Below are 24017 nucleotides of genomic sequence, written 5' to 3'. Positions count from 1 at the left end.
ACGCGCACCGGGCCAGGACCGCGCCGCCCGGGTGCGCTACTTCGGGTCGATGCCGAGGTCGCGACGGAGCTTCGCGACGTGGCCCGTGGCCTTGACGTTGTACTGCGCGAGCTCGACCTTGCCCTCCGGGTCGACGACGACCGTCGAGCGGATGACACCCACGACCGTCTTGCCGTAGAGCTTCTTCTCGCCCCACGCGCCGTACGCCTCGAGGACGGACCTGTCCTCGTCCGACACGAGCGGGAAGGTCAGGTGCTCCGCCTCGACGAACGCGGCGATCTTGTCGACCGGGTCGGGGGAGACGCCGACGACCGAGTACCCCGCGCCCTGGAGCGAGGCGAGGTTGTCGCGGAAGTCGCAGGCCTCCGTCGTGCAGCCGGGCGTGCCGGCGGCGGGGTAGAAGTAGACGACGACGTGCTTGCCGCGCAGGTCGGAGAGCGTGACGGTGCTGCCGTCGGCGGCGAGCAGGGAGAAGTCGGGAGCGGTGTCGCCGACGGTGAGGCGCGTGGACATGGATCTCCTTCGGTCCGGCCAAGGTGTGGTTCGAGCGTAGGTGAGGGTGGGCGGCACCGGTAGCGTTGTCGCTGTGAGCAAGACGACGTCCGCCCCCGCCACCGCCTCGTCCCGCCCGTCGCCGTCCCGGCCGGCCGCCCGCGACCTCCCGATCCGGATGCTGCACGACCGCCTGCTCGTGGACCCGGAGGTCGACGCGAGCGAGCGGCAGAGCTCGGCGGGGCTCGTGATCCCCGCGACGGCCGTAGGCCCGAAGCGGCTCGCGTGGGCCGTCGTCGTCGCGGCCGGTGAGCACGTGCGACAGGTCGCGGTGGGGGACCGCGTGCTGTTCGACCCGGACGAGCGCGCCGAGGTCGAGCTCGGCGGCAAGGACCTCGTGCTGCTGCGCGAGCGTGACGTGCACGCCGTCTCGCAGGAGGTCGAGGAGGACGGCCCGACGGGGCTGTACCTCTAACCGGGGCCGCTGCGCGGGCTCGCCGGGCCGTGTCGCCGACGTCACACGAGGGCGGGCGGAACGGATTTTCCCGGCGCGCCCGCGGCTGCTAGTGTTTTCTCTCGCGCGCCATTAGCTCAATTGGCAGAGCAGCTGACTCTTAATCAGCGGGTTCGGGGTTCGAGTCCCTGATGGCGCACCACCACCGATCGGGCCGTCCGCATGGCGGGCGGCCCGAGCCGTGCCGGTCGAGAGCCGGCGCGGCGGGCGGGCCCGGTCTCCTCGCGGAGATCGACGGTCCTGGCCGCTGGTAGTGTTCCCTCTCGCGCGCCATTAGCTCAATTGGCAGAGCAGCTGACTCTTAATCAGCGGGTTCGGGGTTCGAGTCCCTGATGGCGCACCCTTCCTGACCAGGCCGTCCACCTCCGGGTGGGCGGCCTTCGTCGTCCGCCGCCCGGACGGTCCGCCCTCCCGCTCCCGTGCCGGTCGCCCGCCGCAACCGTCGCCGTCCGTTTCGCCGGAGTTCGCCCGCCGCCGTCCTCCCGTTCACCCCCGCCGGGAAGGGTCCGGTGCGGGCGTCGTCGCCGCTCGGCAGCGTCGCCCGTCGACCCGTTCGCCACGGAAGGGAACCACGATGGACACGTCCGTGCCCACGCACAGGACTTCGGGACGCGCCGAGAGACGCGCCGAGAGACGCACCGAGAGACGGACCGACGGCGGGGCGCGGCGCCGCGCCGCGGTCGCCGGGGCGCTCGGGGCGGTGCTGGTCGCCGGCCTGCTCGCGCCCGGCGCCGCCGCCGCGACCGCCCCGGGAGCCTCCCCGACCCTCGACCGGACGGCCGCCCGGTCCACCGGGGCCGCCCCGGAGACCCGGCCGGTGCTGAGCCCGACGACCGGCACGTTCCTCGACGGCACGGTGCGCGTCGCGGCCGACCCCGTCCGCGCGGGCGACGCCGTCACGACGCTCGCGGTCGACGGCACCGCCCTCGACGCCGCCGCGACGCCCGCGACGGCGCGCCTGCTGTTCGACGTCGGCAGCAACTCGATCGAGAAGCGGTACGGCAGCCACGTGCTCGTCAACGGCGAGCGCCTCGAGCTCGACCGGGACATGGTGTCCGAGCGCGTCGCGCTCGACGTGCCCGCGCGGTGGCTCGTGCCGGGCGAGAACCGGGTGCGGTTCGTCGTCGGTGCGGTCACGACGTCGTGCGGCACGAACTACGACGACTACGACCTCACGGACGTGTCCCTCGAGCTCCTGGGCGAGACGGCCGACGGCTCCGCCAACAGCTTCTCCTACGCGTTCGGCGACGGCTCGTGCGGCACGAACACGTCGCGCGTCCTCTCCGCGGACCTCACGTTCGACCTCGACCAGGACCCGGCCGCCACGACCGGCCTCGCCGCGGAGCTCGACACCACGACGCTCGAGAACGGCGCCCACACGCTCACCGCGACGACCGCGTCGGGCGCGACCGCGACGAGCGCGGTCACCGTGAACAACGGCGCCCCGGGGGCGCCCGTGATCCTCCCTGCGGACGGCGCGCTGCTGCACGGTCCGCAGACCGTGCTCGCCACACCGCCCGCCGGGGGCGAGCCGCCCGTCGGCATCGAGCTGGACGGCACCCCGCTGACCACCGTCGCGACGCTCGGCACCGGCTCGTCGCGGTTCGTCTTCACCGTGGGCTCGAACTCGATCGAGGCCCGCTACACCAACCACCTGCTCGTCAACGGGCAGCGCATCGACCTCGTGGACCGCGACTACGTGAGCGAGACGGTGCGGATCGACGTCCCGAACGCCTTCCTGTCCCCGGGCCGCAACGTCGTGCGCTTCGTCACGGGCACGTACCCGACGGCGTGCGGCGACAACCGCGACGACTTCGCGATCTCCGGGATCGCGCTCGACGTGACGGACGGCACGGCGACCGGCGTGGGCATCGCGCCGTCGTACTCGATGGGCGACGGCGACTGCGGTACGAGCACGACGAAGCCGCGCGAGGTCGACCTCGCGTTCGACGTGACGCGCGACGCCGACGCGCCCGCGACCGGCCTGCGGGCCGACGTCGACACGACGACGCTCGCCGACGGCGAGCACACGATCACGTCGGCGACCGCCGCGGGTGCGGCCGCGCGCCGGACGGTGACCACCGACAACACCGGTCCCGCGATCGTGTCCAGCACGCCGGCGGCGGGGGCGGAGCTCGCGAGCGCGACGAGCCTCGCGGTCGAGCTCGCGGACGCGTCCGGCGTCCTGTCCGGCCCCGACGTCACGCTCGACGGCGAGCCGCTCGAGCTCGGCGCGCCCGTCGGCCCGGGGCTCGCCCCGGGTGCGCACACGCTCGTCGTCACCGCGACGGACGTGCTCGGCAACGCGAGCACGCACGAGATCGCGTTCACGAGCCTCGGCGTGCCGGACGTCCCGACCGACCTCGCGCCCGCGCACGGCACGCGCGACGTCGCGGGGAGCATCGACCTGTCCGCGCGCGTCGCGGCGCCCGGCGGTGGCGACGTCACCGCGACGTTCTCCCGCGCCGACGTCACCGCCCCGGCGCTCGTCGCGCAGGGCGAGTCGGCCGAGGTCCCGACGACGCTCCCGGTCGAGGGTGAGCAGCCCGCCGCGGCGGACGCGCTCGCCCCGGGCGACGACCTGACGCTCGACTCGCCCCGGAGCCGCGACGTCACCTACCAGCGCTTCGAGCTGCCCGCCGAGGGCTCGACCTCCGGCCAGGTCGTGCGCTGGGAGGGCGTCGTGGACCCGCAGCGGCTCGCGACGCTGCACGTGTGGGACGGCGAGCGGTGGGAGCCCCTCGCGTCCACGCGCGGCGCGGTCGAGGGCACGACGTCGCTGAGCACCGTGCTCCGCGACGGCGCCGCGACCGACGGGACCGTGCACGTCCTCGTCACGGGCACCGACCCCTTCGCCGACGACATCGCCGCGGGCGGGTCGCGCGACGAGACCGACTTCGCGCCCCGCGAGGACTACGACTTCTCGCTGGTCCACCTCACCGACACGCAGTACCTCACCGAGGGAGCGGTCGAGCAGGAGACGGCCGAGGAGCGCGCCGTGTGGGCGCAGGCCTACACGGACCTCACGCAGTGGGTCGTGGACAACGCCGAGGCGCGCGGGATCGCGTACGTGGGTCACACGGGCGACGTGAACGAGAACTACACGCGCCTGCCGGCCGACGACGCGATGGCCGCCCAGGTCCGGGGCGAGTACGCGTTCTCCTCGTCCGCGCAGCAGATCCTCGACGACGCGAACATCCCCAACGGGGTCCTCGCCGGCAACCACGACAACCTCACGGGCCAGGACAACGGGCCCGGGGCGCTGTTCAACGAGTTCTACGGCCCCGAGCGCTACGAGGCCCTGTCTGCGGGGTGGGAGAACGCGTCCTACGGCGGGCCCTGGCGCGAGGGCGACAACCAGAACCACTACGACCTGTTCAGCGCGGGCGGGCTCGACTTCGTCGCCGTGTACCTGTCGTACGGGGTGACGGACGAGGAGGCCGCGTGGGCCGACGCCGTCCTCGAGCAGTTCCCCGACCGCAACGCGATCGTGCTCACGCACGACTACCTCGTGCCGAGCTCGAACCCCGACGGTCGGGACTCCGAGATCTCGACGCCCGACGGCCGCCTCGTGCACGCCAAGGTCGTCGAGCCCAACCCGAACGTCTTCCTCGTCCTCGCGGGGCACCGGCACGGCGTGGGCATCAACGTGCGCCAGGACGTCGGGACGCCGGGCAGCGGGGTCGTCGAGCTGCTGGCCGACTACCAGTTCTACGAGGTCACGGCCGAAGAGGCGGGGCTCACGGAGATCGGCGGCTACGCGCCCGACGAGGGCCTGCGGCTCGGCGCGAGCTTCCTGCGCCTGCTCCAGTTCGACGTCGACCGCTCCGAGATGATCGTCGACACCTACTCGCCGTGGCTCGAGAACTTCGGCGCCACCGAGTACGACGACGAGCAGCGCTACGACGGCCGCGAGGACGACTTCACCGTCCCCGTCGACCTCACCTCGCGCGTCACGAGCCTGGCGACCGACGCCGTGTCGCTCTACGCGCCGGGCGAGGAGGTCGGCAGCGTCACGGTGCCGTCGGGGGAGGTCGCGACCGTCACGTGGGACGGGCTCGAGCCGGGCGCCGCGCACGCGTGGACCGTCACGGCCACCAGCGCGGGCGGCGGCACCGCCGTCTCGCCGGTGAGCACGTTCACCACCGCGCCCGCCGAGGACGGCCTCGTCGTCGAGACGACGGCGCGAACTCAGTGCCTCGGCGGCACGGCCTACGTCGCCGTCCGGGCCCGCAACGCGGACACCGTCCCGATGGACGTCACGCTCAGCACGCCGTTCGGCGAGCGCACCGTCACGGGCGTGCGACCCGGCGCGTCGGCCTACCAGGCGTTCTCCGTCCGGGCGTCCGACGTCGCGGCGGGCACCGCGCACGTCGCCGCGAGCGGGGACGGCCGGTCGTCCGCCGCGGACGTCCCGTACGACGCGCTCGCGTGCGGCTGACACCGCGCTGATCCGCCGGCGTCGCGCCGCTGACGCGGCGCCGGCGGCACGACGGCGGCCCCCGGACCGGACGGTCCGGGGGCCGCTGCGTCGCCCGCCCGGTCGGGGAGCGGGACGGTCAGACGGCGGCCCACCCGCCGTCGCTGTGCAGGACGGCGCCCGAGACGTTGGCCGAGTCGTCCGACAGGAGCCACGTGATCGCCGCGGCCAGCTCGTCGGCGCTCGCGGCCGGCGGGACGGTCGTCGCCATGACCGGGCCGAGCCGCTCGCCCGCGTACGGCGAGCGGAAGGGCGCCTCGATGCTCGTCGCGACGGCCCCGGGGGCGACGACGTTCGCCCGCACGCCCCGGGGCGTGTAGAAGAACGCCGTGCTCTTCGTGAAGCCGACGATCGCGTGCTTCGACGTCGCGTACGCGGTGCCCGACGCCGACGCGCGCGAGCCCGCCTCCGAGCCGACGTTGACGATCGAGCCCTTCCCCGCCTCGAGCATGAGGGGCAGGACCGCACGCGTGAGGCGCATGACCGCGGTGACGTTGACGGTCATGACGAGGTCCCACGTCGCGTCGTCGAGCTCGGCGGTCGGCAGGAAGCCGTCCATGATCCCGGCGACGTTGGCGAGGGCGTCCACCCGGCCGCCCGCGGCGGCGACCACCGCGTCGACCGTGGTCTGCGCGCTCACGTCGCCCGCCACGGTGACGAGAGCGTCCGTGCCGACGTCGGCGACGAGCTTGTCGAGGCGGTCCTCCCGGACGTCGGTGGCGACGACGCGTGCGCCCTCCGCGAGCAGCCGCTCGACCGTCGCGCGGCCGATGCCGGCGCCCGCGCCGGTGACGATCGCCGTGCGGCCCTCGAACCTGCCCGGGACGTGGTTGCTGACCATGACGGCTCCTTCCGTCCGCGCCGGCACTGCCGTCGACCGGCGTCTGCTCCCATCCCAGCGCCCGCGCGCCCGCGCGCGCGAGAGCCGATCGTCCTCACCTGGGCGCCGGTGGTCCCGAGCGTGCGGGCGGGGGTAGGGTCGGCGTCGTGACGCACCCGTCCGTGACCCCCTGGTGGCCGGCCGCCTGACGGCCGGTGACCTCATCCGGCCGTGCCCCGACGACGTGGGCGGCCTCGGTGAACCCGGTGCGCGCGTCGTCGGCCCAGCGGCCGTCCCCCTGAGCTGGAGCCGAGCATGACGACACCGCAGACCTCGCCGACGGCCCTGCCCGTCCGGTCCCTCGAGCCGACGGGCGCCGAGGTGCCCTCGACCGTCCCGACGCACTGGTACAACCTCGCGGCCGACCTCCCCGAGCCCGTGCCCCCGCACCTGCACCCGGGCACGCGCGAGCCCCTCACGCCCGACGACCTCGCGCCGCTGTTCCCGCTCGCGCTCGTCCAGCAGGAGGTCACGACGGAGCGCTACGTCGAGATCCCGCAGACGATCCGCGAGATCTACGCGCTGTGGCGGCCGTCGCCGCTCGTGCGCGCGCGACGCCTCGAGCGGGCGCTGGGCACGCCGGCCCGGATCTACTACAAGTACGAGGGCGTGAGCCCGGTCGGCTCGCACAAGCCGAACACCGCCGTCGCGCAGGCGTACTACAACGCGCTCGAGGGCACCACGAGGCTGACGACCGAGACGGGCGCGGGCCAGTGGGGCGCGTCGCTGTCGTTCGCGGGCGCGCTGCTCGGGCTCGACGTCGAGGTGTGGCAGGTGCGCGCGTCGTACGACTCCAAGCCGTACCGGCGCGCACAGATGGAGGTCTACGGCGGGATCTGCCACCCGTCGCCGTCGGACCTCACGGAGGCGGGGCGCGCGATGCTCGCCGCGGACCCGGAGACGACCGGCTCGCTCGGCATGGCGATCAGCGAGGCCGTCGAGACGGCCGCGAAGGACCCCGCGGCGCACTACGCGCTGGGCAGCGTGCTCAACCACGTCATGCTGCACCAGAGCGTCATCGGCCAGGAGGCGCTCGTCCAGCTCGACGAGGCGGGCGAGGGCGCGCCGGACGTGGTGTTCGGCTGCGCGGGCGGCGGGTCGAACCTCGCGGGCCTGACGTTCCCGTTCCTCGGCCGCAACCTGCGTGAGGGCACGACGACCCGGCTCGTCGCGTGCGAGCCGGCTGCGTGCCCCTCGCTCACGCAGGGCGAGTACCGCTACGACTTCGGGGACGTCGCGGGCCTCACGCCGCTGCTCAAGATGCACACGCTCGGCAAGGACTTCGTCCCGCCGGCGATCCACGCGGGCGGCCTGCGGTACCACGGCATGTCGCCGATGGTGTCGCACGCGGTGCACCTCGGGCTGATGGACGCCGTCGCCGTCGACCAGGACGAGGCGTTCACGGCCGGGACGCTGTTCGCGCGCAGCGAGGGCATCATCCCCGCGCCGGAGTCGACGCACGCCGTGGCGGCGGCGGTCGCGCACGCGCGCGCGGCGACGGAGCCCGAGGTGATCGTCCTCGGGCTGTCGGGCAACGGGGTGCTCGACCTGCCCGCGTACGCGGCGTACGTCTGACGGTCCGGGCGCCTCGCGCGGCACGACCCCCGCGCGAGGCGCCCGTACCCTGGTGCGGTGCCCGAACCGACCCCCGAGACCCTCGACGAGCCCGTGACCGGCGCCCCCTCCGCGACCCCGGGGACCGGCGACGCCCGACCGCGCTACCGCACCCAGCCCGTGTCGTTCGTACGGCGCAGCGGCCGCCTCGCGCCGCGCCAGCAGCGCGCGTGGGACGCGTACCGCGACCGCTACCTGGTCGACGTGCCACGCGACGTCGCGCGGACCTCGGTGGACCCGGACCACGTGCTCGACGTCGCGGCGACCTTCGGGCGCGATGCGCGCCTGGTCGTGGAGATCGGCTCGGGCCAGGGCGAGGCCGTCGTCGCGGCCGCCGAGCGCGAGCCGGGCACGGACTTCCTCGCCGTCGAGGTCTACGCGCCCGGGCTGGCCCAGACGGTGCTGCGCGCGTCGCAGCGCGACCTGGCGAACGTGCGGCTCGTCCAGGCGAACGCGGCCGAGGTCCTCGCCACCACGCTGCCTGCGGGGAGCGTCGACGAGCTGTGGGTCTTCTTCCCCGACCCGTGGCACAAGTCCCGCCACCACAAGCGCCGTCTCGTGACGCCGTCGTTCGCGGCGCTCGCCGAGCGCGTCCTGCGCGCGCCGGGGGAGGGCGACGACGGCCGCCCCGGCGGGACGCTGCGGCTCGCGACCGACTGGGCCGAGTACGCGGAGCAGATGCTCGAGGTGCTGGACGCCGCGCCGGGGCTGCGCAACGTGCACGGCCCGGGGAACGCCGCGCCGCGCTTCGAGGGCCGGGTGCTCACGGGGTTCGAGCGCAAGGGCGAGGCCGCGGGGCGCGTCATCACGGACCTGGAGTACGTGCGCGTCTGACGCTCGGCACGGCCTCGCGACCGGCCTCGCGACCGGCCGCGCGCGGTCCTTGCGGACAACAGTGATCTACGGCACATTGTGCCGGGGGTGGAAGGTCGCCCCGGGCACGCAGCGTCGCGTGCGGTCGCGTCGACAGGCGACCGTCCGCGGGGTGCGGGCTCTCTGTCTGTCCACGGAATGAGCCAACGGAGGCGTCATGACCGACGTGACGGCCGCCCCCGGACCGGGGCCCGCCGAAGAGACCGACTACCAACGGGTGCAACGCTCGCCCGAGTTCCAGGACCTGCGCCGACGCTTCCGGAACTTCGTGTTCCCGATGACCGCGCTCTTCCTCGTGTGGTACTTCGTCTACGTGCTGCTGGCGAACTACGCGCACGACCTCATGAGCGTCCGCGTGTGGGGGAACGTCACCGTCGGGCTCCTCCTCGGGCTCGGCCAGTTCGTGTCCACGTTCGCGATCACCATGATCTACGCGCGCTGGGCCAACAAGCGCTTCGACGCCCAGGCGGACGAGCTCCGCCGGGAGATCGAGGAGGACGAGCTGTGAGCGCGCACCTCCTGGCCGCAGAGGCCACGGACGTCGGGAACCCCGTCGTCAACGTCGCGATCTTCGCCGTCTTCGTCGCCGTGACGCTCGTCATCGTGCTGCGCGCGTCCCGGCAGAACAAGTCGGCCGCGGACTACTACGCGGGCGGGCGGTCGTTCACCGGGCCGCAGAACGGGACCGCCATCGCGGGCGACTACCTGTCCGCCGCGAGCTTTCTCGGGATCTGCGGCGCCATCGCGATCAACGGCTACGACGGGTTCCTCTACTCCATCGGCTTCCTCGTCGCGTGGCTCGTCGCGCTGCTGCTCGTCGCCGAGCTCCTGCGCAACACGGGCAAGTTCACGATGGCCGACGTCCTGTCGTTCCGGCTCAAGCAGCGGCCCGTGCGCATGGCGGCGGCGCTCGCGACCCTCGCCGTCGTGTTCTTCTACCTGCTCGCCCAGATGGCCGGGGCCGGCGGCCTCGTGGCGCTGCTGCTCGGCGTCGACTCCACGGCGGGCCAGAGCGTCGTCGTCGCCGTCGTCGGCGCGCTGATGATCCTCTACGTGCTGGTCGGCGGGATGAAGGGCACCACCTGGGTCCAGATCATCAAGGCCGTGCTGCTCATCGCGGGCGCCGCCGTCATGACGGTGTGGGTCCTCGCGAAGTTCGGCTTCAACCTGTCCGACCTGCTCCAGGGCGCGATCGACAAGGCGGGCCCGGGCGGCGAGGCGCTCATCGAGCCCGGCAAGCAGTATGGCGCCACCGGCACCACGAAGCTCGACTTCCTGTCGCTCGCCCTCGCGCTCGTGCTCGGCACCGCCGGCCTGCCGCACGTCCTCATGCGCTTCTACACCGTGCCCTCTGCCAAGGAGGCCCGCCGGTCGGTCGTGTGGGCGATCTGGCTCATCGGCATCTTCTACCTGTTCACCCTCGTGCTCGGGTACGGGGCGGGCGCGCTCGTGGGGCCGGAGACGATCAGCGCCGCACCAGGGGGCGTGAACTCCGCGGCACCCCTGCTCGCGTTCGCGCTCGGCGGCGAGATCCTCCTCGGCTTCATCTCCGCCGTCGCCTTCGCGACCATCCTCGCCGTCGTCGCCGGGCTCACGATCACCGCGGCGGCGAGCTTCGCGCACGACATCTACGCGAACGTCATCAAGCGCGGCGAGGTCAAGCCCGACGGCGAGGTCAAGGTCGCGCGCATCACGGTCGTCGTCATCGGGATCCTCGCGATCCTCGGCGGCATCTTCGCGCAGGGCCAGAACGTCGCGTTCCTCGTGGCGCTCGCGTTCGCCGTCGCGGCGAGCGCGAACCTGCCGACCATCCTCTACTCGCTGTTCTGGAAGCGGTTCAACACCGCGGGCGCGCTGTGGAGCATGTACGGCGGCCTGATCTCGTGCGTGGTGCTCATCGCGTTCTCGCCCGTCGTGTCCGGGAAGGTCGACCCGGTGACGGGCGCGAGCCTGTCGATGATCAAGAACACGGACATCGACTTCGCGATCTTCCCCCTGAGCAACCCCGGGATCGTCTCGATCCCGCTGGCGTTCCTCCTCGGGATCGTCGGGACGCTCCTCAGCAGGGAGAAGCCGCACCCCGAGAAGTTCGCCGAGATGGAGGTGCGCTCGCTCACCGGGGCGGGCGCCGAGAAGGCGACGGTGCACTAGCCAGACGGCGGCCCCTCGCGTGCAGGACGCCCTCGGCCCCGGGCCGGGGGCGTCCGCGCGCGGCAAAGCCCTCGCGCGGTGGGCCGGCCGCGTCGTACGGTCCCGCCATGCCCTCCGCGACCCCAGCCCTCGCCGTCCCGGGCGAGGAGACGCCGGTCCTCGTCGTCACCGGGGCGATGGCCTCCGGGAAGTCCACCGTCGCTGACGCGCTCGCCCGGACGTTCCCGCTCGCCGCGCACGTGCGCGGGGACCAGTTCCGGCGGTTCGTGGTCAGCGGCCAGGCGTCGACGGCGCCGCCCCTGTCCGCCGAGGCCCGGGCCCAGCTCGACCTGCGGCAGGCTCTCGCGGCGCAGGCGGCCGACACCTACGCCGCCGCGGGCGTCACGGCCGTGGTCCAGGACATCCTGCTCGGTCCCGACCTCGCGCGGTTCACGGCGCGCGTGCGCACCCGGCCGTGCTTCGCCGTCGTGCTGACGCCGGACGCCGCGACCCTCGCCGCTCGCGACGCCGGCCGCCACAAGCAGGCCTACGGGGCCTGGACCCCGGAGGAGTTCGCCGCCGCCGCCCGCGCGACCCCCGGCGGGCTGCACGTCGACACGACCGGGTGGACGGTCGCGCGGACCGTCCGGCACGTGCTCGACCGGCTCGACGAGGCACGGGTCGCCTGACCCGCCGCCGCACCGCCGGGCGGCGACGGGACCCTCGCGCGAGGATGGGGTCCATGACGTCCGAGGCGCAGCAACCGACCACTCCTGACGAGACCTACGACGTGATCGTGATCGGCGGCGGGCCCGTCGGCGAGAACGCCGCCGACCGCGCGTCGCGCACCGGCCTGAGCGTGGCGCTCGTCGAGGCCGAGCTCGTGGGCGGCGAGTGCTCGTACTGGGCGTGCATGCCGTCCAAGACGCTCCTGCGCCCGGGGGCCGTGCGGGCCGAGGCGCGGGGCGTCCCGGGCGTCACCGTCAGGGACGACCTCGACGTCGCCGCCGTCCTCGCGCGCCGCGACCAGATGGTCTCCGACTGGGACGACTCCGGCCAGGTCTCCTGGGTCGAGGGTGCGGGCCTCACGCTCGTGCGCGGGCTCGGGCGGATCGTCGGCCCGCGCCTCGTGGAGGTCGTCGCCGAGGAGCCCGACGCCGACCCGGACGACCTCCCGCGCACCCGCCGGCTCGCGGCCCGCCACGCGGTGATCGTGGCGACCGGCAGCGTGCCCGTCCTGCCCGACGTCCCCGGGCTCGCGGACGCGAACCCGTGGACGAGCCGCGAGGCGACCGCGGTCGAGGACGTGCCCGAATCGCTCGCGATCGTCGGCGGGGGAGTGGTCGCCACCGAGATGGCGGTCGCGTTCGCCGACCTCGGGGCACGCGTGACCGTGCTGTCGCGCGGCGGCCTGCTCGGGCGCACCGAGCCCTGGGCGGGCGAGGCGGTCGCCGCGTCGCTGCGGGACCTGGGGGTCGACGTGCGGCTCGGCGTGTCGACGGAGGCCGTCGAGCTGCTGCCCGACGGCGGCGCGCGCCTCGCCCTCGCGGCCGCCGGTCCCGCGGACGGCGGGGACGCACCCGACCTGTCGCCCGTCACCGCCGAGCGCGTGCTCGTCGCGACGGGCCGCGTGCCGCGTACGCAGGACCTCGGCGTCGACTCCGTGGGGCTCGCGCCCGGCCGCGCGCTGGAGGTCGACGACACGATGCTCGTCCAGGGGCTCGGGTCGGACGCCGGTACCGGGTGGCTGTACGCGGCGGGCGACGTCACCGGTCGCGTCGCGACCACCCACCAAGGCAAGTACCAGGGCCGCGTCGCGGGCGACGTCGTCGCCGCGCGCTTCGGTGACCCCGACGCCGAGGACGCCCCGACCGCGGGCGAGCGGCCGCCCGCCGTCGGCGCCGACCCCGAGCCGTGGTCGCGGTTCGCCGCGACCGCCGACGCCGTCGCCTCGCCCCAGGTCGTGTTCACGCGGCCGGAGGTGGCCGCCGTCGGGCACACCGAGTCGTCCGCGCGCGACGCGGGCCTCGACGTGCGCGTCGTGCGCTACGACCTCGCGAACGTCGCCGGCTCCTCGGTGCGCTCCGCCGACTACGCGGGCAGCGCGCAGTTCGTGGTCGACGCCGCGCGCGAGGTCGTCGTCGGCGCCACGTTCTTGGGACCCGACGCGGCGGAGATGCTGCACGCCGCGACGATCGCCGTCGTGGGGGAGGTCCCGCTGCGCCGGCTGTGGCACGCCGTGCCGTCGTACCCGACCGTGAGCGAGGTCTGGCTGCGCCTGCTCGAGGAGTACGGGCTGTAGGGACCGTCCGGCGCGGGCCCGGCGCCCGCGCCGCGGCCCGGTCGCCTAGGCTCGGGGACGTGACGACCGAGACCACCGCCCCGCGCGTCGCCCTCGCGACGTGCTCCGTCCTCCCGCAGCTCGACCCCGACGACGCGCCGCTCGTGCGGGCGCTCGACGCCCGGGGCGTCGCGGCACAGCCGGCCGTCTGGGACGACCCCGACGTCGACTGGTCCGCGTTCGACGCCGTCGTCGTGCGCTCCACGTGGGACTACTCCGCCCGGCGCGACGAGTTCGTCGCGTGGGCGGCCCGGGTCCCGCGCATCCTCAACGCGGAGCGGGTGCTGCGCTGGAACACCGACAAGGGGTACCTGCGCGAGCTCGAGGGCGCGGGCATCCCCGTCATCCCGACGCTGTGGCTCGACCCGGCGCGCAACCTCTCCTCGCGCGCGATCCACACGCGCCTGCCCGCCCAGGGCGACTTCGTCATCAAGCCCGTGGTCAGCGCGGGCGCGAAGGACACGGGCCGGTACCAGGCGGGCGAGGCGCACTCGCGCGGGCTCGCGATCCAGCACGCCAAGAACCTGCTCGTCTCCGGGCGCGAGGTCATGGTGCAGCCCTACGTGACGAGCGTCGACACCGCGGGGGAGACGGGCCTCGTCTTCGTCGACGGCGAGTTCTCGCACGCCGTGCGCAAGAACGCGCTGCTCACCGGCCCGCACCGCCCGACGCGCGGCCTGTACCAGCAGGAGGAGATGAGCCCGTTCACCGCGTCCGACGAGCAGCTCGACGTCGCGCGACGGGCCCTGGCCGTGGCGGCCGACGCCGTCGGCGGCGGTGACCCGGCGAGCTTCCTCTACGCGCGCGTGGACGTCGTGACGGGCAACGACGACGGCGGCGTCGTCGTCATCGAGCTCGAGCTCACCGAGCCGTCGCTGTTCCTCGCGCTCGCCCCGGGCTCGCTCGACCGGTTCGCCGACGCGATCGCGGCGCGCGTCGCGCGCTGACCCGCACAGGCCCGTCCACGCACGACGGCGGCCCGTCCCGATCCCGGGACGGGCCGCCGTCGTCGTCGTGCGGTCAGGCGAGGCCGTTCTCGGACAGCCAGTCCGCGGCGATGTCCTCGGGCGAGCGCTGGTCGACCGTGGACTCCACGTTGAGGGCGACGAGGCCCTCGGGGGTGAGCGCCTCGCTCACCGGGTTGATCACGTCCGCGATCTCGTCGGCGATGTCCGCGTTGACCAGCGGCACGACGTTCGAGGCGAGGAACAGGCCCTCCGGGTCCTCGAGCGTGACGAGCTTCTCCGTCTGGATGCGCGGGTCCGCGCTGAACACGTTGGCGATGTTCACGGTCCCGGCGACGAGGTCCTGGACGGTCGTGTCGCCCGTCGCGACGAACGACACGTCGACCCCGTAGACGTCCTTGAGCCCCTGCGGGCCGTACGGGCGCTGCTCGAGCTCCGCAGGGCCGCCGAGCGTGAGCGGCACGTCGAGGCCGGCGAGGTCGGACAGGCTCGTGAGGTCGTTCTCCGTGGCGAACGCCTCGGTGACGTTGTAGGAGTCCTGGTCCGTGGCGGTCGACTGGTCGAGGACCGTGAGGCCGTCGGGCAGGGCCTCCTGGAGCGCCGCGTACACGTCGTCGGGCGACGTCGCCGTGGTCTCCGGGTCGAAGAACTGCAGCAGGTTGCCCGTGTACTCCGGGAAGAGCTGCACCTCGCCGCTCTCGAGCGCCGGCATGTACGCGTCGCGCTGGCCGATCGAGAAGTTGCGCTCGACCGTGAAGCCCTCGGCCTCGAGCGCCTGCGCGTAGATCTCCGCGATGATCTCGTTCGAGTAGTAGGCCTGCGAGCCGACGACGATCGTGTCGGACGAGGCGCTGCCGCCGCCGTCGGAGCTCGTGGTGTCCTCGGCGAGCGGGTCGGACCCGCCGCCGCAGGCGGTGAGGGCGAGGACGGCGGTCGCCGCGGTGGCGACGAGGGCGGCGGTGCGTCGGGTGGTGCGCATGTGTCTGCCTTTCTGAGGGCCGTCCCGGGGACCGGGAGGGGTCGGTTCGGCGCGTGCGGCGGGGGAGCGCCGTCCGCGTCAGGCGGTGGTAGGTTCGGGGGCGCGGCGGCGCCGCCGGGACGGGGAGTCCTCCGCGGACCGTCCTGCCGTGACGCCGCGCGGCACGACGACCCGTTGGAGGATCGCGAACAGCGCGTCGAGCACGACGGCCAGCACGACGATGACGAGGGCCGCCCCGAGGATCTGGGAGAAGTCGCGGATCTGGATGCCCTGCACGATGTAGAAGCCGAGTCCCCAGTTGCCGACGTAGCCGGCGAGCGTCACGGTGGCGACGACCTGGAGCGTCGCGGACCGCAGCCCGCCGATGAGCAGCGGCAGGCCGAGCGGCACCTCGGCCTTGAGGAGGACCTGCCACCCGGTCATGCCGACGGACCGCGCGCCGTCGACCACGCGCCGCTCGACGGCCTCGATACCGGCGTACGCCCCCGCGAGGATGGGCGGGATCGCGAGGAGAACGAACGCCGTGACCGACGCGGCGACCTTGTGGGTCACCCCGAGCACGAGCACGAGCAGCAGGACGAGCCCGAACGAGGGCACGGCGCGCGCCGCGCCCGAGAGGGCGACCGCGACCTCCCGCCCGCGCCCGGTGTGGCCGATCGCCCAGCCTGCGGGGATAGCGATCGCGGCGGCGATCAGCACCGCCACGAACGTGAACGCGAGGTGGGTCCAGATCGCCTCGGGCAGCGGGAGCGCGCCGGTGAGCCGGTCGGGGGAGAAGATCCAGGCGACCGCGTCGGAGAAGACGTTCATGCGCGCACCTTCCGGGACCAGGGCATGACCGCTCGCCCGGCGAGCACGAGCAGCAGGTCGACGAGCAGGGCGATGACGACGACCGCGACGACTCCGGCCAGGATCTCGGGGACGATCTGCCGCTGGTAGCCGTTGGTGAACAGGTAACCGAGGTTGTCGATCCCGATAAGGATGCCGACCGTCGCGAGCGAGATGGTCGAGACGGCCGTGACGCGCAGCCCGGCGAGCACCACCGGGCCGGCGAGCGGGAGGTCGACCTGCCAGAAGCGTCGCCACGGCCCGTACCCGACGGCGAGGGCCGCCTGCCGGACCGTCGGGTCGACCGACGCCAGGGCGTCGGCGACGAACCGCGTCATGATCGCGACCGCGTAGATCGTCAGCGCGACGACCAGGTTGACCTCGGACAGGAAGCTGATGCCGAGGAGCGGCGGAAGCAGCGCGAAGAGCGCGAGCGACGGGATCGTGTAGAGCAGCCCGACGAGCGTGAGCACGAGCCCCCGCGTGAGGCGGAACCGGAACGCGAGCCAGCCCAGCGGGATCGAGACGACGAACCCCAGCACGATCGGCACGACGCACTGGCGCAGGTGCTCGACGGTCAGGCGGCCGATGAGGTCGAGGTTGTCCAGGACCCAGGTCATGCGCCGTCCTCGGGGGCGTCGCCGACGAGCACGCCCTGGGTCCGGCCCGCGCCGTCGACGAGGACCGTGCCGTGGTCCGTCCGCTTCGTGCGCAGCGCACGACGGCCGCGCTCGGCACCGATGAAGCTCGCGACGAACTCGCTCGCGGGGTTCTCGAGGATCTCGCTCGGGGACCCGATCTGCGCGATCTGCGCCCCCTTCTCGAGGATCACGACCTGGTCGCCGAGCAGGAAGGCCTCGTCGACGTCGTGCGTAACGAAGACGACCGTCTTCTCCAGCTCCCGCTGCAGCCGGATGGTCTCGGTCTGGAGCTCGGCCCGCACGATCGGGTCGACCGCACCGAACGGCTCGTCCATGAGCAGGATGTTCGGGTCCGCGGCGAGCGCGCGAGCGACGCCCACGCGCTGCTGCTGGCCCCCCGAGAGCTGGCTCGGGTAGCGGTCCGCGAGCCCCCGGTCGAGGCCGACCGTGTCGAGGAGCTCGAGGGCGCGCTCGCGCGCCTGTCGCCGCGGCGTGCCCTCGAGGCGCAGGACCGTCGTGACGTTGTCGACGACCTTGTAGTGGGGGAGCAGGCCGCCGTTCTGCAGGACGTACCCGATGCTGCGCCGCAACTTCACCGGGTCGCGGTCGAGGACGGAGCTGCCGTCGATCTCGATCGTGCCCGACGTGGGCTCGACCATCCGGTTGATCATGCGCAGGAGCGTCGTCTTGCCGCTCCCGGACGAGCCGACGAGCACCGTGGTCCGGTGCGGCGGGATGACGAGGTCGAAGTCGGCGACGGCCGCCGTGCCGTCGGGGTACGTCTTCGTGACCGATCGGAACTCGATCATGGGGCGCTGCCTCCCGACAGTCGGTGAACGGCCTCCACCCAACCACGACCGCGGTTCGGCTCGTCAAGCGCAATGCCGCGCGTCTCCCAGACCGTACGTCGAACCACCGACACGCCGCACCCGGACCGCGCGGGCGGCCTCCGCCCGGGTGCGGCGGCCGCCGCGGTGCGTCCGGCGGGCCGCGCGGATTCGCCCGTGACGTGCGTCACGCCGCGTCCTATCGTGGCGGTGTGCCGCACCTCGACGCCCTCCTCGCCTTCGCGCTCGCCTCCCTCGTGCTCGTCGTGATCCCGGGCCCGAGCGTGCTCTTCGTCGTCGGCCGCTCGCTCACGCTGGGCCACCGCGGCGGCGTGCTCAGCGTGCTCGGCAACGAGCTGGGCGCGCTCACGCTCGTGGTCGCGGTGGCGCTCGGGGTCGGGACGGTCGTCGCGACGTCGGTCGCGATCTTCACCGTCGTCAAGCTCGTCGGGGCCGCGTACCTCGCGTGGCTCGGCGTCCAGGCGATCCGCCACCGGCGCGACGGGGCCGTCACCGTCGACGCCGCCCCCGCCCGCGAGCCCTGGTGGCGCGTGGTGCGGCAGGGCTACGTCGTCGGGGTGACCAACCCCAAGACGATCGTGTTCTTCGTCGCGGTGCTGCCGCAGTTTACCGACTTCCACGCGGGACGCGTGCCCGTGCAGATGATGGTGCTCGGGCTCGTCTTCACCGTCATCGCGTTCGTGTGCGACAGCGCTTGGGCGCTGGCAGCGGGCGCGGCCCGCTCGTGGTTCGCGTCCTCGCCCCGGCGCCTCGGCACGGTGCGGGCCGCGGGCGGCGGGATGATGATCGGCCTCGGCGGCGTCCTCGCCGTCGCGTCGCACCGCGCGCCCTGAGCAGCCCGGAGCGCGCCGACGGAGGGCTCGTCGGGCCCGGGACGCGACGAGGGCCGGTCTCCGTACGGAGACCGGCCCTCGCCGTCTGGGGTGAGTAACGGGACTTGAACCCGCGACCCCCTGGACCACAACCAGGTGCTCTACCAGCTGAGCTATACCCACCATGTGAGCCGTGCTCACGGACCGGCGCCTGGAGCACCGGCCGTCGAAAAGTGTACCCGGTCCGCGGGGTGCTCCTGGACGCCTTTCTCGCGTCAGGCCTCGCCGGCTCCTGTGACGGTCGCCACGGCCGGGTCGTCGGTGGTGGTGGTGCCCTCGGCGGGGCGCGTGCGCCCGCGGGTCACGCTCGTCGTGACGACCTGCTCCGCGATCTTGCGGGCGGTCGCCGAGTCCGGGCCCGGCGCGGGCACGAAGACGGCGGCGCGGTAGTAGCGCAGCTCGTCGATGCTCTCGAGGATGTCGGCGAGCGCGCGGTGCCCGCCGTGCTTCTCGGGAGAGGAGAAGTAGGCGCGCGGGTACCAGCGGCGGGACAGCTCCTTGACGGAGGAGACGTCGATGATCCGGTAGTGCAGGTGGCTCATGAGGGCCGGCATGTCGCGGTCGAGGAACGCCTTGTCGGTCCCGACGGAGTTCCCCGCGAGGGGCGCCTTCCCGGGCTCCGGCACCCAGGTGCGGACGTAGTCCAGGACGCGCTGCTCGGCCTCGGCCAGCGTCAGGCCCTCGTCGAGCTCGTCCAGGAGGCCGGACGTCGTGTGCATCTGGCGCACGAAGTCGCCCATCTGCTCGAGCGCCTCGGCCGGGGGGCGGACCAGGACGTCGACCCCGTCGCCGAGCACGTTGAGCTCGGAGTCGGTGACGACCGCGGCGACCTCGACGAGGGCGTCGGCGCCCAGGTCGAGCCCGGTCATCTCGCAGTCGATCCAGACGATACGTTCGTTCGCGTTCACAGGGCTCACGCCCACAGCCTAGTCGCGCACGAGGAAGGCCCCGGCGGTCCGGTCCACGGAGGGTCCGGACGGCCGAGGCCTTCGACGGGTCGCGCTCTCGCCCGGCGGGGTGTGCCCCCGGCGTGACGAGCGCTCGGTGCGCGTCATGCGGTGCGGCGCGACAGGCGGGCCTGCCGGGTGTGCGCCGGGACGCGGGTCGTGGTGCGGAGCAGCTGCGACCGGCGCAGGGTCTGCTCCTGCAGCTGCTCGCGACGGCTGAGGGCCGCCACGTCGTACGTGATCAAGGGATGCATGGTGCTGCTCTCGTGACGCTGGGTTCGTGGGTCTGGCCGGACCCTCCACCGCCCGGTACGGACCGGACGGACGCCACCGCGGTGTGTGCTCCATACGACCACGGCGGCCTCCGGGGATGCACGGGTTTTTCGACGGGGACCGCCCGCGGGGCCGCCCGGGGGTCCGCCGGGGCCTCCGGGACCGTGCCGCCCTGCGTCGTCGGCCCGCGTTCCGTAGCCTCCGGGGATGGGAGCGACGACGAGCGGGTCGAAGGAGGGCACGTCGCCGCGGGCGGTGCTCGTGAGCGTCTGGCCGGGGGTGCTCCTGGTCCTGGTCGGCGTCCTGGGCTTCGCCGGACTGCTGGACTCGGTCCGGGAGCGGGACGACCTCTGGCGGTTCGACGAGCCGCTGCTGGCCTGGATGGTCGCGCACCGGACTCCCGTCGCGACGGGGGTGCTGACGGTCGTGACGAACGTGTTCGGCCCGTTCGTGCTGCCCGTCCTCGTGGCGGTGGGGTGCATCGTGTGGGCGCGCCGCTCGGGGACGTGGTGGGAGCCGGGTCTGCTCGCCGGGGCGATGGTGCTCGCGACCCTCGTCTCGAGCGTGCTCAAGGCCGTGATCGCGCGCCCGCGCCCCCCGGACGTCTCGATGGTCGTGGCCGGGGTGGAGCGGTCGTTCTCGTTCCCGTCGGGCCACACGATCGGCGCGGCGACGCTCGTGCTCGTCGGGGGCTACCTCGTGTGGCATCGCCACCGCGACGCGCGCGTGCTCACGGTCTGGGTCGTGGCGTCGGTGCTCGTCGTCGGGACCGTGGCGCTGAGCCGCCTCTACCTCGGGTACCACTTCCTCACGGACGTCCTCGCCGGGCTCTGCCTGGCCGTGGCCGTGCTCGGCGTCGTGGTCGCGGTCAGCCGGGTGCACGACCTCCGGGCCCGACCGGAGGCGCCGCCGCGACCCGTCGAGACGGCACCCGACGATGCTTAGAAAAGAACTCTTGCGCAAGATATCTTTCGTGACGTAACGTCGTCGCCATGACGACCGCTGCCGACCGCCCCGCGCCGGGCGCCCCCGAGGGCACGACCCCGCCGGAGCCGGTCGTCGCGACCGACCCGGCGAGCATCCGCGCCCTCGCGCACCCCCTGCGCCTGCGGATCCTCGCGCTGCTCGACGACGAGGGCGAGGTCACGGCCACGCGCTGCGCCGAGGTCACGGGCGAGTCCGTCGCGAGCTGCTCGTTCCACCTGCGCATGCTCGCGAAGTACGGCTACGTCGAGGCCGCCGAGCGGCGCGGCAAGGAGCGCCCGTGGCGGACGGTCGGGCGCGGGCGCCAGACCCGCTTCGACCCCGACGTGCCCGAGTCGCTGCCCGCGGCGAGCGCCGTGGCGGACCTCGTGCTCGGCCAGGAGGCGGCGCGCGTGCGGGCGTGGCTCGCCTCCGCCGCGGCGGAGGACCCGCGGTGGCTGCTCGCCTCCACGCTCAGCTCGTCGTCGTTCTACGCGACGCGCGAGGAGCTCGACGCGCTCGCGCGCGAGGTCGAGGCGCTCACCGACCGGTTCGCCGGGCGCTGGGAGGACCCAGGGCTGCGCCCCGAGGGCGCGCGACCGGCGCGGCTGTTCGCCGTCGTCAACGCCGACCCGCCCGCGGAGCCCCGGTGACCGCGCCGTCCGAGCCGGCGGCGACGGACCAGGCTGCCGCGACGACGTCGACCGCCGCGCCGACGGCGACCGGGGAGACGGCGACCGCGGCGTCCGCGCCGCGGCGCGAGGGCACGACGCCGGGAGCCGACGCACGCGCGGCGCTCCGCGGGCGCCCCTTCCGGTTGCTCTCCGTCGCGTGGGGCTTCACCAACTTCGCCGACTCGGTGCTCGCGATCATCCTCGCCGTGTGGGTCAAGGACCTCACGGGATCGAACGGTGCGGCCGGGCTCGTGTTCGCCGCGCTGGGCCTGCCCGCCCTCGCCTCGCCGTTCCTCGGCCAGCTCGCCGACCGGGTGTCCCGCCGCCGGATGCTCGTCGCGACGTACCTCGTCGGCGCGGCCGTGCTGCTCGCCCTCCTCCTCGTCCGCGGGCCCGGACAGGTGTGGCTCGTGCTCCTCGTGACGGTCGTGTACTCGGGGGTCGGGTTCGCGACGTCCGCGGCGCAGTCCGGGCTCGTGCGCGACATGCTGCCCGACGACGCGCTCGCCGCCGCGAACGGCCGCCTCACGACGATCGACCAGGTGTTCCGCCTGCTCATGCCCGTCGTCGGTGCGGGCGCCTACGCGATGGCGGGCGTGTGGCCGCTCGTCCTGGCCGCGTCGGGCGCGTTCGTCGTCGCGGCCGCGGTGGTCGTGCGCGTGCGGGTGCGCGAGACACCGCCGTCCGACGAGCGCGAGCCGTACCTCGCCGAGGTGACGGCGGGCTTCCGGCACCTCGCACGGACGGCCCCGCTCGGCGTCCTCACCGTCGCGCTCGTCGTCGCGTTCGGCGCGGTGGGCCTGCTCAACGCCGTGAGCCTCGCGATCGTCGAGGACGGCCTCGGTCTGCCCGCCGCGCTGCTCGGCCCGGTCTCGTCCGTCCAGGCAGTGACCGCGATCGTGGCCGGCCTCACCGCCGCCCGGCTCGCGGCCCGGTGGGGCGCGCAGCGCCTCGTCGCGCTGGGGCTGGTCGTGCTCGCGCTCGGCATCGTCCCGGCGACCGGCACGAGCGTAGTGGCGGTCGTCGTCGGGCTGGGCGGCGTCGGCCTCGGTGTCACGTGGGCGATCGTCGGGTTCGTCACCGAGCGCCAGCTCCGCACGCCGCCCGCGCTCCAGGGCCGGGTGGCCGCGGCGAGCACCATGCTGCTCAACGTGCCCCAGCTCCTGCTCACCGTGGTGGGGGCCGCGCTCGTCGGGGTCGTGGACTACCGGGCGCTGCTCGTCGTGACCGTGGCGGGCATCGCCGTCGCCGCGGCGCTCGCCCTGCGCGGCCGTCGCGCCGTCGTCGGCGCACGCTAGCGGGACGGACCGGCGGGCACAGCGGCGGGAGCGCAACGGCGGGGAACACCGGCGAGGCGCAGCACCGGGACCACCGGCGAGACGACGCCCGGGCGGCCTCAGTCGTCGAGGCCGCGGGCGCGCAGCGCGTCGCCGAGCGCGTCCGCCTGGCGCAGGGCGCCCACGACGAGCGGGACGGCGAAGGCCCGGACGTCGTGCTCCCGGCCGCGCGCGCGGCACGCGTCCCGCACGCGCTGCGCGAGCGCCGCGACCACCGGGACGGAGCGCACGGCGAGCGAGAGGACGAGCGCGAACCGGCCGACGTCGACCCCCACGCGGCCGAGCGGGCGCAGCCCGCGCTCGATCGCCGCGAGCACGGCGGCCGTGCGGGTCGTGAGCAGCACGAGGCCCGCGAGCGCGACGAGCGCCACGAGGCGGGTCGTGAGGACCACCGCGGCGGCGGGACCGAGCGCGAACCACTGCACCGCGAGGAGGACCGGCACGACGAGCCGCAGCGGTCGGACCTGCTCCCACGCCGCGCGGGCCCCCACTCCCGCGAGCGCGTAGAGCGTCGCGACCACGACGACCACGACCCCCACCGCGACCGGTGACGACACGAGCAGCACCGCGCCCGACGCCGTCGCGAGGCCGACGAGCTTCGCCCCGGCCGGGAGGCGGTGCAGCACCGAGGTCCCCGGCCGGTAGCCGCCCGGCGTCATCCCGGCCTCGCGTCGACCAGGCGCCGGTAGTGCGCGACGGCCGGGCCCGGCGCGTCGTCCGCGACGACCCGCCCGCCGTCGACCACGAGCACGCGGTCCATCGCGTCCATGAGCGCGAGGTCGTGCGAGACGAGCACGACCTGCTGGGGGAGGGACGCGAGCTCGGCGGCGACGCGGCGCGTGTTGCGCAGGTCGAGGAGCGTGGTCGGCTCGTCGGCCACGACCAGGCGCGGTCCCGCCGCGAGCACGGAGGTGAGCGCGAGGAGCTGCTTCTGCCCGCCCGAGAGCAGGTGCGCGGGATGGTCGGCGTGCTCGGCGAGGCCGCGCGCGGCGAGGGCGCGCCGCACGACCGCGGCGCGCTCGTCCGCGGGGACGCCGCGCAGCGAGTACGCGACGTCCTCCGCCACGGTCGGCATGACGATCTGCGCGTCCGGGTCGGTGAACACGAACCCCACGCGCCGGCGCACCGCCGCGCCCTGGCGGCGCGTGTCGAGGCCGTCGACGAGCACGCGCCCCGCCGTGGGCACGACGAGCCCGTTGAGCAGGCGGGCCAGGGTGCTCTTGCCCGAGCCGTTCGCCCCGATCACGCCGACCCGGTGCTCGCGCAGCTCGAGGCTCACGCCGCGCAGGACGTCGCGTTCGCCGAGCCGCACGTGCACGTCCTCGAGCCGCACCACGCACCCCCCGGCGTCGTCCTCGATGGGGGC

The 24017-nt window shown here is 74.3% G+C and carries 23 protein-coding genes and 3 tRNA genes; 15 read left to right on the top strand and 11 right to left on the bottom strand.

Annotation, left to right across the window (positions count from 1 at the left end):
• Positions 1-36 precede the first annotated feature (36 nt).
• Complete coding sequence (gene bcp / locus MT994_RS15115; RefSeq protein WP_354806904.1) at positions 37-513, bottom strand: thioredoxin-dependent thiol peroxidase; 477 nt, start codon at positions 511-513, stop codon at positions 37-39.
• Between the two features lie 157 nt (positions 514-670).
• Between bcp and MT994_RS15110 the strand changes: the two genes are divergently transcribed.
• The 4 genes from MT994_RS15110 (at position 671) to MT994_RS15095 (ending at position 5447) form a co-directional block, all read left to right on the top strand.
• Positions 671-967, top strand: coding sequence for a co-chaperone GroES (locus tag MT994_RS15110; RefSeq protein WP_009862228.1), 297 nt, complete (start codon positions 671-673; stop codon positions 965-967).
• A 105-nt stretch (positions 968-1072) separates the two neighbouring features.
• Positions 1073-1148: transfer RNA gene (locus MT994_RS15105), tRNA-Lys, on the top strand.
• A 125-nt stretch (positions 1149-1273) separates the two neighbouring features.
• A tRNA-Lys gene (locus MT994_RS15100) sits at positions 1274-1346 on the top strand.
• Positions 1347-1706: 360 nt separating this feature from the next.
• Entirely contained in the window at positions 1707-5447 is a 3741-nt protein-coding gene (locus MT994_RS15095; RefSeq protein ID WP_354806902.1) for a hypothetical protein, read from the top strand.
• 118 nt (positions 5448-5565) lie between these two features.
• On the opposite strand, the gene MT994_RS15090 is transcribed toward MT994_RS15095, so the two are convergent.
• Positions 5566-6327, bottom strand: coding sequence for an SDR family NAD(P)-dependent oxidoreductase (locus tag MT994_RS15090; protein ID WP_076406644.1), 762 nt, complete (start codon positions 6325-6327; stop codon positions 5566-5568).
• Between the two features lie 294 nt (positions 6328-6621).
• Between MT994_RS15090 and MT994_RS15085 the strand changes: the two genes are divergently transcribed.
• The 7 genes from MT994_RS15085 (at position 6622) to MT994_RS15055 (ending at position 14271) form a co-directional block, all read left to right on the top strand.
• Positions 6622-7941 carry a TrpB-like pyridoxal phosphate-dependent enzyme gene (locus MT994_RS15085; protein ID WP_354806900.1) on the top strand — a complete coding sequence of 440 codons (1320 nt, stop codon included), beginning with the start codon at positions 6622-6624 and terminating at the stop codon, positions 7939-7941.
• A 93-nt stretch (positions 7942-8034) separates the two neighbouring features.
• Positions 8035-8814, top strand: coding sequence for a tRNA (guanosine(46)-N7)-methyltransferase TrmB (gene trmB, locus MT994_RS15080; protein ID WP_354806935.1), 780 nt, complete (start codon positions 8035-8037; stop codon positions 8812-8814).
• A 196-nt stretch (positions 8815-9010) separates the two neighbouring features.
• Positions 9011-9361: a DUF485 domain-containing protein gene (locus MT994_RS15075; RefSeq protein WP_021482757.1), complete on the top strand. Its 351-nt coding sequence runs from the start codon at positions 9011-9013 to the stop codon at positions 9359-9361.
• Entirely contained in the window at positions 9358-11004 is a 1647-nt protein-coding gene (locus MT994_RS15070) for a cation acetate symporter (RefSeq protein ID WP_086151449.1), read from the top strand. Before MT994_RS15075 ends, MT994_RS15070 begins: the two co-directional genes overlap by 4 nt.
• Positions 11005-11111: 107 nt before the next feature.
• Complete coding sequence (locus tag MT994_RS15065) at positions 11112-11672, top strand: AAA family ATPase (RefSeq protein WP_354806899.1); 561 nt, start codon at positions 11112-11114, stop codon at positions 11670-11672.
• Between the two features lie 53 nt (positions 11673-11725).
• Positions 11726-13285, top strand: coding sequence for an NAD(P)/FAD-dependent oxidoreductase (locus MT994_RS15060; protein ID WP_354806898.1), 1560 nt, complete (start codon positions 11726-11728; stop codon positions 13283-13285).
• 59 nt (positions 13286-13344) lie between these two features.
• Entirely contained in the window at positions 13345-14271 is a 927-nt protein-coding gene (locus tag MT994_RS15055; RefSeq protein WP_354806897.1) for a hypothetical protein, read from the top strand.
• 73 nt (positions 14272-14344) lie between these two features.
• Here MT994_RS15055 and MT994_RS15050 read toward each other — a convergent pair whose 3' ends face one another.
• From MT994_RS15050 to MT994_RS15035, 4 genes are all read right to left on the bottom strand, one after another.
• Positions 14345-15268, bottom strand: coding sequence for an ABC transporter substrate-binding protein (locus MT994_RS15050; RefSeq protein WP_061268544.1), 924 nt, complete (start codon positions 15266-15268; stop codon positions 14345-14347).
• A 78-nt stretch (positions 15269-15346) separates the two neighbouring features.
• Positions 15347-16078, bottom strand: a complete 732-nt coding sequence (locus MT994_RS15045) for an ABC transporter permease subunit (protein WP_354806896.1) — start codon at positions 16076-16078, stop codon at positions 15347-15349.
• A complete protein-coding gene (locus MT994_RS15040) occupies positions 16075-16716 on the bottom strand; it encodes an ABC transporter permease subunit (RefSeq protein ID WP_021482821.1) in 642 nt (213 codons plus the stop codon). The genes MT994_RS15045 and MT994_RS15040 overlap by 4 nt, the downstream gene beginning before the upstream one ends.
• The gene (locus MT994_RS15035) at positions 16713-17546 is read right to left on the bottom strand and encodes an ATP-binding cassette domain-containing protein (RefSeq protein ID WP_086151437.1); all 834 of its coding nucleotides are present in this window, start codon (positions 17544-17546) and stop codon (positions 16713-16715) included. Before MT994_RS15035 ends, MT994_RS15040 begins: the two co-directional genes overlap by 4 nt.
• 230 nt (positions 17547-17776) lie before the next feature.
• On the opposite strand from MT994_RS15035, the gene MT994_RS15030 reads away from it, so the two are divergent.
• Positions 17777-18418, top strand: a complete 642-nt coding sequence (locus MT994_RS15030; protein WP_354806895.1) for a LysE family translocator — start codon at positions 17777-17779, stop codon at positions 18416-18418.
• A gap of 86 nt (positions 18419-18504) precedes the next feature.
• Here MT994_RS15030 and MT994_RS15025 read toward each other — a convergent pair.
• The 3 genes from MT994_RS15025 to MT994_RS15015 all read right to left on the bottom strand — a co-directional run bounded on the left by MT994_RS15025 (position 18505) and on the right by MT994_RS15015 (position 19658).
• Positions 18505-18580, bottom strand: a tRNA-His gene (locus tag MT994_RS15025).
• Between the two features lie 92 nt (positions 18581-18672).
• Complete coding sequence (gene orn, locus MT994_RS15020) at positions 18673-19374, bottom strand: oligoribonuclease (RefSeq protein WP_354806894.1); 702 nt, start codon at positions 19372-19374, stop codon at positions 18673-18675.
• Between the two features lie 134 nt (positions 19375-19508).
• Positions 19509-19658, bottom strand: a complete 150-nt coding sequence (locus MT994_RS15015) for a hypothetical protein (protein ID WP_354806892.1) — start codon at positions 19656-19658, stop codon at positions 19509-19511.
• A 226-nt stretch (positions 19659-19884) separates the two neighbouring features.
• Between MT994_RS15015 and MT994_RS15010 the strand changes: the two genes are divergently transcribed.
• From MT994_RS15010 to MT994_RS15000, 3 genes are read left to right on the top strand one after another with little or no spacing between them, the layout of a single operon-like run.
• On the top strand, positions 19885-20622 hold the full coding sequence (locus MT994_RS15010; protein WP_194522419.1) for a phosphatase PAP2 family protein: 738 nt from the start codon (positions 19885-19887) through the stop codon (positions 20620-20622).
• 47 nt (positions 20623-20669) lie between these two features.
• Positions 20670-21293 carry a helix-turn-helix domain-containing protein gene (locus tag MT994_RS15005; RefSeq protein WP_354806891.1) on the top strand — a complete coding sequence of 208 codons (624 nt, stop codon included), beginning with the start codon at positions 20670-20672 and terminating at the stop codon, positions 21291-21293.
• Positions 21290-22612, top strand: a complete 1323-nt coding sequence (locus MT994_RS15000) for an MFS transporter (RefSeq protein ID WP_354806890.1) — start codon at positions 21290-21292, stop codon at positions 22610-22612. Before MT994_RS15005 ends, MT994_RS15000 begins: the two co-directional genes overlap by 4 nt.
• Positions 22613-22710: 98 nt before the next feature.
• Here MT994_RS15000 and MT994_RS14995 read toward each other — a convergent pair whose 3' ends face one another.
• Positions 22711-23310 carry an energy-coupling factor transporter transmembrane protein EcfT gene (locus tag MT994_RS14995; protein WP_354806889.1) on the bottom strand — a complete coding sequence of 200 codons (600 nt, stop codon included), beginning with the start codon at positions 23308-23310 and terminating at the stop codon, positions 22711-22713.
• Entirely contained in the window at positions 23307-23987 is a 681-nt protein-coding gene (locus MT994_RS14990) for an ABC transporter ATP-binding protein (RefSeq protein ID WP_354806934.1), read from the bottom strand. The genes MT994_RS14995 and MT994_RS14990 overlap by 4 nt, the downstream gene beginning before the upstream one ends.
• Positions 23988-24017 lie beyond the last annotated feature (30 nt).

The organism is Cellulosimicrobium sp. MI9406 (genome assembly GCF_040595865.1).
GTDB lineage: Bacteria > Actinomycetota > Actinomycetes > Actinomycetales > Cellulomonadaceae > Cellulosimicrobium > Cellulosimicrobium funkei.
Note: the sequence above shows the minus strand (reverse complement) of the source record. Positions and strands in the feature narration are given on the sequence as shown.

Excerpts from the sequence above, each read along its gene's own strand:
- MT994_RS15085 (WP_354806900.1), top strand. The coding sequence starts at position 6,622 with ATGACGACACCGCAGACCTCGCCGACGGCCCTGCCCGTCCGGTCCCTC.
- MT994_RS15010 (WP_194522419.1), top strand. The coding sequence starts at position 19,885 with ATGGGAGCGACGACGAGCGGGTCGAAGGAGGGCACGTCGCCGCGGGCG.
- MT994_RS15110 (WP_009862228.1), top strand. The coding sequence starts at position 671 with ATGCTGCACGACCGCCTGCTCGTGGACCCGGAGGTCGACGCGAGCGAG.
- MT994_RS15035 (WP_086151437.1), bottom strand. The coding sequence starts at position 17,546 with ATGATCGAGTTCCGATCGGTCACGAAGACGTACCCCGACGGCACGGCG.
- MT994_RS15065 (WP_354806899.1), top strand. The coding sequence starts at position 11,112 with ATGCCCTCCGCGACCCCAGCCCTCGCCGTCCCGGGCGAGGAGACGCCG.
- MT994_RS15060 (WP_354806898.1), top strand. The coding sequence starts at position 11,726 with ATGACGTCCGAGGCGCAGCAACCGACCACTCCTGACGAGACCTACGAC.
- MT994_RS14995 (WP_354806889.1), bottom strand. The coding sequence starts at position 23,310 with ATGACGCCGGGCGGCTACCGGCCGGGGACCTCGGTGCTGCACCGCCTC.
- bcp (WP_354806904.1), bottom strand. The coding sequence starts at position 513 with ATGTCCACGCGCCTCACCGTCGGCGACACCGCTCCCGACTTCTCCCTG.
- MT994_RS15015 (WP_354806892.1), bottom strand. The coding sequence starts at position 19,658 with ATGCATCCCTTGATCACGTACGACGTGGCGGCCCTCAGCCGTCGCGAG.
- MT994_RS15045 (WP_354806896.1), bottom strand. The coding sequence starts at position 16,078 with ATGAACGTCTTCTCCGACGCGGTCGCCTGGATCTTCTCCCCCGACCGG.
- MT994_RS15075 (WP_021482757.1), top strand. The coding sequence starts at position 9,011 with ATGACCGACGTGACGGCCGCCCCCGGACCGGGGCCCGCCGAAGAGACC.
- MT994_RS15005 (WP_354806891.1), top strand. The coding sequence starts at position 20,670 with ATGACGACCGCTGCCGACCGCCCCGCGCCGGGCGCCCCCGAGGGCACG.
- MT994_RS15090 (WP_076406644.1), bottom strand. The coding sequence starts at position 6,327 with ATGGTCAGCAACCACGTCCCGGGCAGGTTCGAGGGCCGCACGGCGATC.
- MT994_RS15050 (WP_061268544.1), bottom strand. The coding sequence starts at position 15,268 with ATGCGCACCACCCGACGCACCGCCGCCCTCGTCGCCACCGCGGCGACC.
- MT994_RS15040 (WP_021482821.1), bottom strand. The coding sequence starts at position 16,716 with ATGACCTGGGTCCTGGACAACCTCGACCTCATCGGCCGCCTGACCGTC.